Genomic DNA, 11,777 nt, shown 5'->3' on the forward strand with positions numbered 1-11,777 from the left:
TCGGAGATCTTGCACCGGAGCGGCCGTGGTTCCGGCGGCGCGGACCGCAGCCGCGAAGCCCGGCGCGGACGAGCCGACCCCGCGAAGCGTCGGATTCTCGAGGGTCACGTGGTCCGCCATCACGTCGAGGGCGTCCTTGTCGGTGGTCTGGGTGATCGACCCACTCGTGAACTGGATCGTCAGACTCTTCGTCACCTCGAGCGTGTCGGCGCGCGTCCAGGCCCGCGTCACGCGCAGCGTCCCGCCGACCGGGGTCGCCACGATCGCGGCGTCGAGGTTCGGGAATCCCGCATCGCTCGTGACCACAGGCGAACTGGGTGCGGGCGTGGCGGCGATCGGGGGGCGCGCGGAAGGGGTGGACGCAGATTCGTGACGGTGAACGTCGGGAGAGCCGCCGAAGCTGTTGGCGGCGATGACGCATGCTGTCGCCGCGAGCACCGCCACGACAGTGATCACGCTCCAAGTGCGGATCCACTGCCCGACGGTGCGATTCCCTTCCACAGCCGTGGAGCCTACTCCGCGGTTCTTCGTGAACGACCTGAGTGCTCCCGAGGCGTCACCTGAGAGATCGTTCGGGAGCGAACGTCTGTGGAATCGCCAATCCCGGCGTCGATCGGGCCGCGCGCTGCGCTCGAGGGGAGAAATCTCGAGGACACAGTGCCAGCAGCAGGAAGGCCGCCACCAGGCCGTGCGTGAACATCGCCGTGAGAATAGACGTGTTGGAGAGCGTCACGGCCAACAGGGTCATGACGACGCCGACGAAGCCCAGAGGGAGCCCTACCGTGGCGCGGTCCAGCAACCGCAGATAGATCAGCAGGACGATTCCCGCGCCAACTATTCCGGCGTACCCGAAGTTCCCGAATCCGTCGGCGAACAGATTTGCGTTAGCGCCCATCGTCGGGAGATTGGCCATGTACTGCCCGATCAGGTTCGGAGGTCGCAGATCGTACGGATACTGCAGCCACGGCCTGAGAATCGAGTAGCTGAGGTGTGCTTGCGGATTCTCGCTGAAGAAGTTCACCCAGACGGACGACAGGAGGCCGGGCGTGATGATGAATCGGCGAGAAAGCAGCGAAGTGAAGACGTTCGACCCCACGACCTGGTCGACGAGCGCGTTCACCAGCATCAGTGCTGCGGTCGCCCAGACCAACCATTGACCGTCGAACGATCGCTGGCGTCGGCGCAGCAGAAAAGCTACGACCACCCAGGCGGGAATCGCGAGGATGAAGGTTTTGAATCCGCCGCTGGAGTAGAGGATCATCTGACCGACCACGGCGAACACCACATAAAGCGGCCGGCGGGCGAACACCCCACGTGCGAAGATCGCGGGATTGACGACGTTCGCCTGAGTGAAGATCAGGTAGCTGAGGACGCCCCCGACGCTGTCCGCGTTGTCATTGAACGCGTCGCGCACGCTGTAGACGTCCAGCAGGTTCAGGAATTTGAATGACAGCCCGCCCGTGAACGCCAGGAGCGAGTACGTGACGAGTGAGAAAACGATGAGCACGAGCCAGAACGACGTGGGCGACACCGACCAGCCCAGCGGTCGGTTGGTGCCGCGCAAGCCCAGGCTGACCCCGATGAAGGTGACGGCCACCACGCTGCCGAGGGCGATCGCCGACCCGGCATCCAGGTAGTCCGTGTACGGCGCCATCAGAATCGTCGGCAGCACAGCGATGACCATGAGAAGCCACAACACGAACGACGACCCCTTTTCGACCCTTGAGGGGAGGAAGAGCGTCGTGATGATGGCGATGACGATCGATAGTGCGGAGATGCCCAGATCGGGCTCGGCGTAGCGTGCGCCGAGGTACGAGAAACTCGGTGATACGAGAACTGAATAGACCCATTGCAGCACGAGGGCGTACGCGATCACACCGAGCGGGACATAGACGAACCCTCGCCCGGAGATCGTGACGCTCCCGCCCGTCTTCTGCACCCCCGAATTCTAGCCGCTACGCCAGGGACCCCCGGCCGTTGAGCCGCTGCAGCGCGCGAGACGGTCGCGCCCAACGAAAATGCAAGTGTTTTCAGGTCTCTCTGCTTGAATGAAGCGGATGACCGCCGAAGCCTCCTCCCGCCGTTCCCTGCGGCCTACGCGGGGGCGCGCCCGCCGCTGGTACGCCCGCTGGTGGGTCTGGCTCATAGTGGCGGTGGTCGTGATCGGCGTGGCGGTCGCCGCCTGGATCGGTATCCGCGGCCTCCAGGCCAAGCAGCAGCTCGATGGCGCGATGCCACTCGTGACCAAGCTGAAGTCGCAGGTACTCGCCCAGGACTCCGTCGGGGCCAAGGCCACATACGCCCAGCTCGCCCCACGTGTCGAGAAGGCCGCGAGCCTCACGAGCGACCCGGTCTGGCGAGCCGTGGAGCTGCTCCCCGGTGTCGGTCCGAACCTCTCCGTCACCCGGGCGGTCGCCGCGGAGACCGACAACATCGTGACCACGGCGATCCGGCCGCTCGTCGACATCGACGGGTCGATCTCCCTGGAGGCGCTGAAGCCGGTGAACGGGCGCATCGACGTCGCGGCGCTCAGCAAGCTGCATGTGGCGGTCGGCAAGGCCACCACGTCGATCGACTCCGCGCTCACACGGCTCAGGGCGCTGAACACGAGCGGAGCGGTACCGCAAGTGGCCGCGGCGAAGACTCAGCTGCAGTCGATGCTCACCCCTGTGGCCGCGCAGCTGCGGTCTGCCGACCAACTGCTGAGCATCGCACCTGCGGCACTCGGCGCCAACGGTCCGCGCAACTACCTCCTCGTGTTCCAGAACAACGGCGAGCTCATGCCGGCCGGAGGGACCGTCGGTTCGATGGCCGTCATCCACGTCGAGAACGGCGCGATCCAGCTCGTCGATCAGGCGTCCGCGGCCCCCACCGACTTCCCCATGTACGACGCGCCTGTGCTCGAGCTGCCGCAGGACGCCCTGGCGCTCTACCCGCACAGCCTCGGGATGTACGTGCAGAACCTCGCCGAGACTCCGCGGTTCTCCACGTCGTATGCGATCGCCAAGCAGATGTGGAAGCAGGCGAAGGGCGTCGATCTCAACGGGATGGTCTCCGTCGACACGGTCGCGCTCGCGCGTTTCCTAGCGGTCACAGGGCCGATCGCTCTCCCGGACGGGTCGCAGCTCACCAGTGCCAACGCCATCAGCACCCTGCTCATCGGTGTCTACCAGAAGTACAGTGCGGCAGAGGTCGACCAGATCAACGAGGCACTCTCCGCCGCCGTGTTCGGCAAGCTGCTCTCAGGCGATGTCGATCCCAAGAAGCTCGGGGCGTTCATCACCGCCGAGTCCAAGGAGCACCGCATCCTGCTGTGGAGCGACGACCCTGCCGAGCAGAAGGCGATCGAGGCGTCGTCGTTCCTCGGGGCGCCCCCCGCCAGCACGGCGAAGACGGACGGGCTCGGGGTCTACTTCCGCGACGTCACGCCTTCCAAGATGGCGGTCTATCTCAAGCAGAGCGTGCAGCTCTCCCAGGCGGTCTGCACGGCCGGCGGCAGTGCGGATGTGCGGGTCACGGTCACTCTGACCAACACTGCGCCGAAGAGCGCACGGCTACCGGAGTACGTCGCCCCGAAGGACAACCACATCAAGCTGCGCGTGCTGACGTACGCGCCGAAGGGGTACACCGTCGCGGGCGTGACTCCCGGCGGAGAACCCACCGGCAGCGACGGGGACTACGTGGTGCCGCAGACGACGGTGAGCATGCTCCCCGGTGAATCGGCGACCGTGACCTTCGACCTCGTCGCCCCGCACAAGGACCTCCGCGGGCTCGCCGCGACGGTCACGCCGGCCGTCACCCCCACCGCCGTCACCTCCGGAACGCTCGACTGCGGCACCTGGCCGACCAAGTAGCCCTCCGACCCCGATTTGGCCGCGCGACCTTCCGTGCCGTAGCATGGATGTTTGGCTGAGTGGGCTCCTCCCACTCCGTTAGCCGTGTACGAAACCCCAGACTGAAAAGACCGGGAAGTCGTGCGCCGACAAGTGACCTTGGGTGATGCCGTCCGGCATCACGGTATTGGAGAAGAAAGCATGGCAGCAGTGTGCCAGGTGACAGGAGCCACCCCCGGCTTCGGTCACAACATCTCGCACTCGCACCGTCGCACGAAGCGCCGGTTCGACCCGAACATCCAGAAGAAGACGTACTACGTCCCGTCTCTTCGTCGTAACGTCACCCTGACGCTGAGCGCCAAGGGCATCAAGGTCATCGACGCCCGTGGCATCGAGTCCGTGGTCAAGGACCTCCTGGCCCGTGGGGAGAAGATCTAACAATGGCGAAGCAGCAGGACATCCGTCCGATCATCAAGCTCCGTTCGACGGCGGGCACCGGTTACACCTACGTGACCAAGAAGAACCGCCGCAACGACCCCGACCGTCTCGTGCTCAAGAAGTACGACCCCATCGTGCGCAAGCACGTCGACTTCCGAGAGGAGCGCTAAACATGGCCAAGACGTCCAAGATCGCCAAGAACGAGCAGCGCAAGGTCATCGTCGAGCGCTACGCCGCCAAGCGCGCCGAGCTCAAGAAGGCCCTCGTCGACCCGAACGGCACCGACGAGTCCCGCGAGGCCGCCCGCGTCGGCCTGCAGAAGCTTCCCCGCGACGCTTCGCCGATCCGCGTGCGCAACCGCGACGCGGTCGACGGCCGCCCGCGCGGAAACCTCAGCAAGTTCGGTATCTCGCGTGTCCGCTTCCGCGACATGGCGCACCGTGGCGAGCTGCCCGGCATCACCAAGTCGAGCTGGTAAGCCCTTCACTAGCTGAAGAGCACTCGCGACACCCTTTGGAGGGGCGTCCGGCATCCGCCGGGCGCCCCTTCGTCGTGTTCGAACCCCCTTCGGGCCTGGATGCGCCGTGGGAACCCGTCGAAAATCCGCGAGAATCCGCGTGTTTCCGGGCGATTCTGATACATTCGAGGCGGTCGACCGACCAAACGTAATGGCCCCCGTGGCCTCAACCGTTCCACAAGATAGCTGAATTACCAGCACAAGGTCCGAGGAGGACACTCAATGGCTGACAACCTGAACAAGACCGAGCTCGTCGCTGCCGTCGCTGCTGCGTCGGGTCAGAGCCAGGCCACCGTCTCGAGCGTCGTCGACGCGTTCTTCGCCACGATCAGCGACACGGTCAAGGGTGGCGGCAAGGTCACCATCCCCGGCTGGCTCGCCGCCGAGCGCACCGAGACCGCCGCGCGCACCGGCCGCAACCCGCAGACCGGCGAGGAGATCTCGATCCCGGCCGGCCACCGCGTCAAGCTGACCGCGGGCTCGAAGCTCAAGGCTGCCGTCAAGTAACCAGCCTGCACAGGCTCCACGGGGGCGGCGTCGCGAATGCGGCGCCGCCCCCGTTCCGTTGGTTCGGGCGGGAGGTCGCCGCTGCCCCTGTGGGCAGGCGTACAGCGGCGGAGACGTAGGCTTGACGGGTGCCCCGAGTTCTCCGCGTGATCGGTCCCGCTGCCCTGCTGGCGGCCGCTCTCGCCTCCGTCGTGGCGGCCCTCGCGTTCGGTGGAGGAGCCGCTGCGCCTCTGCTCCTCGACCCGGGTGCGCTCGTGCGGTGGGGCCTCCCGATCTCGACCCTTATCGTCAACCTCAGCCTGTCCGGGACAGTCGGCGCACTCGTGCTCGCGTGCTTCGCGTTCACCTCCGACAAGCGCGAGTACGGGCTGGCGCTCGACTTCGCCGCAGCATGCGCCGCGGTCATGACGGTGGCCTCCGCGATCACCGGCCTGTTCACCTTCGTCAGCGTCTCGAACGTGCCGTGGTCGTTCGACGAGACGTTCACCAACGGGCTGAGCTCGTTCGTCACCAGCGTCTCGCTCGGTCAGGCCTGGCTCGGCATCACCCTGATCGCGGCCGCAGTCACCGTCTTGTGCTTCGCGGTCCGCAATCAGACCGCCATCGCGTTCGTCGCGGTGCTGGCCATGTGCGCCGTCATCCCGATGGCGCAGCAGGGGCACAGCTCGGAGGCGGCCGGCCACGACGCCGCGGTCACCTCGTTCGGGCTGCACGTGCTCTTCGCCGCGATCTGGCTGGGCGGACTGGTCACCCTCATCGTCGTCAAGAACACGCTCGGCGGCGGCCGGCTGGTGACCGTGCTCGAGCGGTACTCCAGCATCGCCCTGATCTGCTTCATCGTCGTCGCGGCCTCCGGCTACGTCAACGCGGAACTGCGGGTCGGCACGCTGGCCGAGCTGGCGACGCCCTACGGCATCCTCGTGCTCGTCAAGGTGGCCGCGCTCGTCGTTCTCGGGTTGTTCGGGCTCATGCAGCGCCGCGTCCTCATCGACCGGCTCAAGCGGCTGGGCGAGGGCCGCACGTTCTGGTGGATCGTCACCGCGGAGCTCGCGTTCATGGGCATCGCCTCCGGCGTCGCGGCCGCGCTCGCACGCACGGTCACGCCTGTGCCGCAGACGCGCGCGGCGACACCGACGCCCGCGGAGATCCTGACCGGCGACAAGCTGCCTCCCGAACTCACCTGGGGCCGACTGTTCACGACCTGGAACTTCGACCTGCTCTGGGTGCTCGGCTGCGCGTTCGCGCTCTTCTTCTACCTCGCCGGGGTGTGGAGGCTGCACCGCCGGGGCGACAGCTGGCCGATCCACCGCACCATCCTGTGGGTGCTCGGCATCGTGCTGCTCTTCTACATCACCAACGGCGGCGTCAACGTCTACGAGAAGTACCTCTTCTCGGCGCACATGTCGGCGCACATGGTGCTGACGATGGCGGTTCCGCTGCTGCTCGTGCCCGGCGCCCCGGTGACGCTCGCGGCGCGCGCGATCCGCAAGCGCCAGGACGGCTCGCGCGGTGGTCGCGAGTGGATCCTGCTCGCCGTGCACTCGCGGTTCGCCGCGATCATCTCGCACCCGCTCGTCGCGGCCGGACTGTTCGCCGGATCGTTGTGGGCCTTCTACTACACGCCGCTGATCCGCTGGGCGGCGACCGACCACATCGGGCACGAGTGGATGGTCGTGCACTTCCTCATCACGGGCTACCTGTTCGTGCAGTCACTGATCGGCATCGACCCGGTGAAGTACCGGCTGCCGTACCCGTTCCGCCTGCTGCTGCTGCTCGGGACGATGGCGTTCCACGCCTTCTTCGGCCTGTCGATCATGCAGATGCACGGCCTCCTGCTCGCCGACTGGTTCGGGGCGATGGGACGCACCTGGGGCGCCACGCCTCTGGTCGACCAGCAGACCGGTGGCGGTATCGCGTGGAGCGTCGGTGAGATCCCCACGGTCATCCTGGCGATCGTTGTGGCGATCCAGTGGAGCCGCAGCGACGAGCGCGAGACCAAGCGGCGCGACCGCAACGCCGACCGCACGGGCGAGGCGGAGCTGAAGGCCTACAACGAGCAGCTCGCCCGCCTCGCCGCGCGCGACGGCACAGCGCAGCGGTAGCCGCGGCCGGGGGCTGCTCCGCGGCGCCTACTCCCCCACGACGATGTCGAGCGACCCGTCGGGCCGGATGACGACGCTGGTCAGCGAGACCCCGAACTTCTCGTCCGACTCGCGATGCTCGACCGTGCCGTCGAAGATCGACTGAACGGTCACAGACAAGTGCACGATGCCGACGGCCTGCGACATGGTCCAGGAGGTCGTCCCCGGCACCAGGTGGACCTGCGGGTACTGCGCCATCTTCCACGTGGGCACGCCCTGCACGCGGTCGTCGATGACCACCCCGAACGGGCACCCGGCCGGCTGGAGCACCTGCTGCTTCGCGCACTCGTCCAAGAAGCCGTTCAGCTCCTTCTGCACCGCGCTCGTGAATGCGGCGTCGGGCTGCGCGTCGACCGTGACGTCGACGACTCGACCGGACGCGGCCTGCACCCGTACCGACTCGGCCTCGAGGTAGCGGGAGGTGTGGTCGAGCTCGTACACCGCCGGCGCCGGGACCAGATAGTCTGCGGCGACACTGAAGGCCGACGCCGGCTGGCTCGGGTCCGCAGCGAGCGGGCTCACCGTATGGCCGCCAATAGTGAAGGTCTTGGCGTGCGCGACGGTGATGTGCGCGACCCCGACCGGCGTCGTCGCGAACTCCCAGGTCGGGAGGAAGCCGAAGACCGCGCCGGTCTGGCGCACGTCGAAGGTCGTCGTGACGGGCCGGCCGTCCGCCACCAGATGCGCGGTCACGGTGCGACGATCGCCGGAGGCCGCGGCCGGGTCGACCCGGATGCTCGAGAAAGCCGGCAGCAGGTCGGAGCGCAGCAATTCGATGGAAGCCCCGGCGGGGAGCCCGGCCCTGGTCAGCGCCGCCTTCGTCGGCGCCGCACCCGGCATCGACATCGCCCCGGGGAGGTCGTGGGACGCCAGCGACGACAGGTACGCCGAGACGAATCCCTCCGGAGTGTAGTACGCGCGCTGAACCGCGCCGAGAGCCGCCAGGAACGCCGCGATGAGCAGCACGCCGAGGCCGGACCACAGCAGCACCGGCCCCACGGCACGACGCTCGCCGACCCCTCCCATAGACGCCATCCTAGGGGGGTGTGGATAACCGTCCGCACCGATGGCGCCCGCGTTAGAGTAGTTCGGCAGGTCGCGAGGGAAGGGAACGCCGATGGCCGGACTCTCGCTCTCGTCCGAGCAGCGCGCGGTGTTCGAGCTGATCGAGCACACCCGCGACCACGTCTTCGTCACGGGCCGCGCCGGCACCGGCAAGTCGACGCTCCTCAACCACCTCTCGTGGAACACCGAGAAGTCGATCGTGATCGCCGCCCCCACGGGCGTGGCCGCGCTCAACGTCGGCGGCCAGACCATCCACTCGCTGTTCAAACTGCCGATCGGTGTCATCGCCGACCACGACATCGACCAGACCAGCGAGCTGCGCAAGCTCCTCAACAGCATCGACACGATCGTCATCGACGAGGTCTCGATGGTCAACGCCGACCTGATGGATGCGGTGGACCGCAGCCTCCGCCAGGCGAGGCAGCGGGCGAAGGAACCGTTCGGCGGCGTGCAGGTGGTGCTGTTCGGCGACCCGTACCAGCTGGCGCCGGTGCCGGGCGACCACGAGGAGCGCGCCTACTTCAGCGACACTTACCGCTCGATGTGGTTCTTCGATGCCAAGATCTGGCAGGAGGCCGACCTCCACATCGTGGAGCTGCTGCAGGTGCACCGCCAGCACGAGTCCGACTTCCGCTACATGCTCAACGCGGTGCGTCACGGCCAGGTGACCAAGGAGATCGCCGACCGGCTCAACTCCGTGGGCGCTCGGCCGGCTCCCGACGACGGCACGATCACGCTGGCGACCCGCAACGACACGGTCAATCGCATCAATGCTCAGGCCCTCGAGCGGCTTCCGGGTCGCCCGCTGACCGCGAAAGCGGAGGTGAGCGGCGATTTCGGCGGGAGGAACTACCCGGCAGACGAGGTGCTCGAACTGAAGGTCGGCGCCCAGGTGATGTTCCTGCGCAACGACGTGGGGCAGGGCGACGGCCCGCGCTGGGTCAACGGCACCATCGGCACCGTGACGCGTATCGACTCGAATGTCTACGTGGAGGTCGACGGCGAGGTGCACGAGGTCGAGCCGGCGATCTGGGAGAAGTTCCGCTACAGCTACTCCCCCGAGACCAAGAAGCTCACCAAGGACGTCGTAGCCGAATTCACGCAGTTCCCGCTGCGGCTCGCCTGGGCGGTCACCATCCACAAGTCGCAGGGCAAGACCTACGACGCGGCGATCGTCGACCTCGGCTCGCGCGCGTTCACCTCCGGGCAGACCTACGTGGCACTCAGCCGCATCACGAGCCTCGACGGGCTGTATCTGACCCGCCCGCTGCGCCCGAGCGACATCACCGTCGACCCGGACGTCGAGCGCTTCATGCGCGACGCCCGGCCGGCGCGGGTTCCGGTGGCGTCGGACTGAGCCTCGGCGCCTTCGTGCGTCTGCGCTCTAGGGATCACAGGCGGGTCGTGGCATGCTGAGCGAGGCGCCTCGCGGCGTCGGCGGAAGGAGAAGCGGATGGCGGTCATGTTCGCGCTGGATCTGAGCGACGGGCAGCACGTCGAGACGTCGGGCAACGGGGTCGTCGGACGCAATCCGGCATCGCACACGCCGGGCACCGAGTTCGACGACCCGGCGCACGTCGAGCTGGTGACCGTGTCGGACGACGCCAAGTCGGTCTCGCGCGCCCACCTCGCCTTCGGCCAGTACGACGGCGTGTTCTGGGTGATGGATCTCGGTTCGGCCAACGGGACGACGATCAGCTACCCCGGCGATGGCACCTTCGCCTGCGACCCCAACACCCGCCACGAGGTCGACCCCGGGTCGATCGTGCGCTTCGGCAACGCGTCGTTCGCGCTCAGCCGGCGCTGAGCGGGTACTGACCCGCGCCGGCGATCAGGCCGCGGCGGCCTTCGATGCCGCGAGGCCGTCGAACAGCTCCGTGTTGAACCGGAACGCCAGCGCGACCTCGGCGATGACGCGGTCGCGCTCTTCGTCCGTCCAGTCGACGGCGTCGAGTTGCGCCCGGTAGACGTCTTTGAAGACTTTCGGCTTGGCGATGTCGTTGAACAGGTAGAAGCCGACGCCGTTGGTCTCGAAGCCGTACTGGCGCTGGAGGAGCGTGCGGATGATCTGGCCGCCGGACAGGTCGCCGAGGTACCGCGTGTAGTGGTGGGCGACGAAGCCTCCTGGCCAGCTGCTGCCGACCTCTCGGATTCGGGCCGTGTAGCGCAGGGTGCTCGAAAGCGCGGTGACGCGGTCGCGCCAGTCGTCGCCGATGAGGAACTCGAGGTCGGCTTCGATCGCGGGAAGGCGCGTCAACTTCGGGCTGATGAAAAGAGTGGCGACAGGATCGTCGGCGAGCAAGCCGGCGGCCTCCTCGAGCGCGTCGTAGATGTACCAGTGCTGCGTGAGGAGGTTGACGTAGTCCTCGCGGCTGCCCTTGCCGCTCATGAGGTCTTGCATGAAGGTCGCGCCTTCGCTCTGCTCGTGCACGGTGCGGGTGCGCTCGCGGAGCGCCTGTGAGAAGGGGATCGGTTCGGCCACGATGGTCTCCGGATCAGGTAAGGCTCACCTAAGTCTGGCGTGGGCCCGCGGTGGCGTCAACCTCGCGATCAGTGGTGATGGTGCACGGTGACGGCTGCGACTCCGGCGTCGGTCGCACCGAGCGCCGGAATGGTCACCGCGCAGACTGCGCACGCGCTCACCGCGAGGGCGCAGACGAACCGCAGCGCGCCGCTCGCCCGGCGCGGCGGCCTCGGACGCCGCAGGACCACCGCCGAGGCGGCGGCGACGGCGAGATCGAGAAGGGAGGCGGCGCCCATCGGGGCGAGAGGCAGCACGAGCACCGTTCCCGACGACGCCGTCGCGCCGACGATCGCGAGCGCGGCCCAGAGACCGAGCGGCGCGAGGGCCAGCGCGGGGACCAGTGGGAACAGCGGAGGCCGGTCTCTGGCGAGCGCGAAGACCGCCCAGGCCAGCTCGGCCCCGGCGACGCCGCACAGCACCAGCAGCAGCGGCAGAGGGGCGCCGGGGGCCACGGCTGCGTGCAGCAGCCCGGCCCCCAGCGCGGCCACGGCAAGGACCGCCCGGGTCGCCGGAGCGACCGGGACGGACCTCGACATCCTGCTCATGGGAAGAGCCGTGGCCTGTCGGTCAGGCGGTCGCCGATGTGGCGCGCACGGTCCGCTCGGCGCCGAGACCGACGCCGAGGAGCACGATCGCGCTCACCAGGTGCAGGAAGTGGTCGGGGGTGTTCAGGGCGAGGATATTCGCCGCCGTGCCGACCAGGAAGAAGCCGACGATGCCGAGCAGCAGGTAGACGGCGCCGACGGTGATGT

The 11,777-nt window shown here is 67.8% G+C and carries 14 protein-coding genes; 8 read left to right on the forward strand and 6 right to left on the reverse strand.

All coding sequences use genetic code 11. The features are described 5' to 3' along the window. Both AC0HS0_RS07520 and AC0HS0_RS07525 read right to left on the reverse strand, forming a co-directional pair. The coding region (locus tag AC0HS0_RS07520; protein WP_472962870.1) for a hypothetical protein at positions 1 to 501 on the reverse strand (501 nt) is incomplete at its 3' end. A 55-nt stretch (positions 502 to 556) separates the two neighbouring features. Beyond that, a complete protein-coding gene (locus AC0HS0_RS07525) occupies positions 557 to 1,939 on the reverse strand; it encodes a hypothetical protein (protein WP_472962871.1) in 1,383 nt (460 codons plus the stop codon). Between the two features lie 118 nt (positions 1,940 to 2,057). On the opposite strand from AC0HS0_RS07525, the gene AC0HS0_RS07530 reads away from it, so the two are divergent. The 6 genes from AC0HS0_RS07530 (at position 2,058) to AC0HS0_RS07555 (ending at position 7,397) form a co-directional block, all read left to right on the forward strand. Then, positions 2,058 to 3,854 carry a DUF4012 domain-containing protein gene (locus AC0HS0_RS07530; protein ID WP_472962872.1) on the forward strand — a complete coding sequence of 599 codons (1,797 nt, stop codon included), beginning with the start codon at positions 2,058 to 2,060 and terminating at the stop codon, positions 3,852 to 3,854. 180 nt (positions 3,855 to 4,034) lie between these two features. Beyond that, the gene (gene rpmB / locus AC0HS0_RS07535) at positions 4,035 to 4,271 is read left to right on the forward strand and encodes a 50S ribosomal protein L28 (protein ID WP_047561095.1); all 237 of its coding nucleotides are present in this window, start codon (positions 4,035 to 4,037) and stop codon (positions 4,269 to 4,271) included. A gap of 2 nt (positions 4,272 to 4,273) precedes the next feature. Further along, on the forward strand, positions 4,274 to 4,441 hold the full coding sequence (gene rpmG / locus AC0HS0_RS07540) for a 50S ribosomal protein L33 (protein ID WP_055922173.1): 168 nt from the start codon (positions 4,274 to 4,276) through the stop codon (positions 4,439 to 4,441). A gap of 2 nt (positions 4,442 to 4,443) precedes the next feature. Further along, positions 4,444 to 4,749: a 30S ribosomal protein S14 gene (rpsN, locus tag AC0HS0_RS07545; protein ID WP_179604180.1), complete on the forward strand. Its 306-nt coding sequence runs from the start codon at positions 4,444 to 4,446 to the stop codon at positions 4,747 to 4,749. A 261-nt stretch (positions 4,750 to 5,010) separates the two neighbouring features. After that, on the forward strand, positions 5,011 to 5,295 hold the full coding sequence (locus AC0HS0_RS07550) for an HU family DNA-binding protein (RefSeq protein ID WP_055922178.1): 285 nt from the start codon (positions 5,011 to 5,013) through the stop codon (positions 5,293 to 5,295). A 128-nt stretch (positions 5,296 to 5,423) separates the two neighbouring features. Then, a complete protein-coding gene (locus AC0HS0_RS07555) occupies positions 5,424 to 7,397 on the forward strand; it encodes a bifunctional copper resistance protein CopD/cytochrome c oxidase assembly protein (RefSeq protein WP_472962873.1) in 1,974 nt (657 codons plus the stop codon). Positions 7,398 to 7,424: 27 nt separating this feature from the next. Here the strand turns inward: AC0HS0_RS07555 and AC0HS0_RS07560 are convergent, their stop codons facing one another. Next, complete coding sequence (locus AC0HS0_RS07560) at positions 7,425 to 8,462, reverse strand: hypothetical protein (RefSeq protein ID WP_472962874.1); 1,038 nt, start codon at positions 8,460 to 8,462, stop codon at positions 7,425 to 7,427. Positions 8,463 to 8,553: 91 nt separating this feature from the next. Between AC0HS0_RS07560 and AC0HS0_RS07565 the strand changes: the two genes are divergently transcribed. Continuing rightward, positions 8,554 to 9,858, forward strand: coding sequence for an ATP-dependent DNA helicase (locus tag AC0HS0_RS07565; protein ID WP_472962875.1), 1,305 nt, complete (start codon positions 8,554 to 8,556; stop codon positions 9,856 to 9,858). A 96-nt stretch (positions 9,859 to 9,954) separates the two neighbouring features. Next, positions 9,955 to 10,308, forward strand: coding sequence for an FHA domain-containing protein (locus tag AC0HS0_RS07570; protein WP_472962876.1), 354 nt, complete (start codon positions 9,955 to 9,957; stop codon positions 10,306 to 10,308). Between the two features lie 24 nt (positions 10,309 to 10,332). On the opposite strand, the gene AC0HS0_RS07575 is transcribed toward AC0HS0_RS07570, so the two are convergent. The 3 genes from AC0HS0_RS07575 to AC0HS0_RS07585 all read right to left on the reverse strand — a co-directional run. Further along, the gene (locus tag AC0HS0_RS07575; RefSeq protein WP_472962878.1) at positions 10,333 to 10,983 is read right to left on the reverse strand and encodes a biliverdin-producing heme oxygenase; all 651 of its coding nucleotides are present in this window, start codon (positions 10,981 to 10,983) and stop codon (positions 10,333 to 10,335) included. Positions 10,984 to 11,051: 68 nt separating this feature from the next. Beyond that, on the reverse strand, positions 11,052 to 11,561 hold the full coding sequence (locus AC0HS0_RS07580; RefSeq protein ID WP_472962879.1) for a hypothetical protein: 510 nt from the start codon (positions 11,559 to 11,561) through the stop codon (positions 11,052 to 11,054). A gap of 31 nt (positions 11,562 to 11,592) precedes the next feature. Beyond that, the coding region (locus AC0HS0_RS07585) for a DUF4383 domain-containing protein (RefSeq protein ID WP_472962880.1) at positions 11,593 to 11,777 on the reverse strand (185 nt) is incomplete at its 5' end.

This window comes from Leifsonia sp. PARNA 1/14 (assembly GCF_055720965.1).

Coding starts and splice junctions, on each gene's coding strand:
- AC0HS0_RS07530 (WP_472962872.1), top strand. CDS start 2,058: ATGACCGCCGAAGCCTCCTCCCGCCGTTCCCTGCGGCCTACGCGGGGG.
- rpmB (WP_047561095.1), top strand. CDS start 4,035: ATGGCAGCAGTGTGCCAGGTGACAGGAGCCACCCCCGGCTTCGGTCAC.
- rpmG (WP_055922173.1), top strand. CDS start 4,274: ATGGCGAAGCAGCAGGACATCCGTCCGATCATCAAGCTCCGTTCGACG.
- rpsN (WP_179604180.1), top strand. CDS start 4,444: ATGGCCAAGACGTCCAAGATCGCCAAGAACGAGCAGCGCAAGGTCATC.
- AC0HS0_RS07550 (WP_055922178.1), top strand. CDS start 5,011: ATGGCTGACAACCTGAACAAGACCGAGCTCGTCGCTGCCGTCGCTGCT.
- AC0HS0_RS07560 (WP_472962874.1), bottom strand. CDS start 8,462: ATGGGAGGGGTCGGCGAGCGTCGTGCCGTGGGGCCGGTGCTGCTGTGG.
- AC0HS0_RS07565 (WP_472962875.1), top strand. CDS start 8,554: ATGGCCGGACTCTCGCTCTCGTCCGAGCAGCGCGCGGTGTTCGAGCTG.
- AC0HS0_RS07570 (WP_472962876.1), top strand. CDS start 9,955: ATGGCGGTCATGTTCGCGCTGGATCTGAGCGACGGGCAGCACGTCGAG.
- AC0HS0_RS07580 (WP_472962879.1), bottom strand. CDS start 11,561: ATGTCGAGGTCCGTCCCGGTCGCTCCGGCGACCCGGGCGGTCCTTGCC.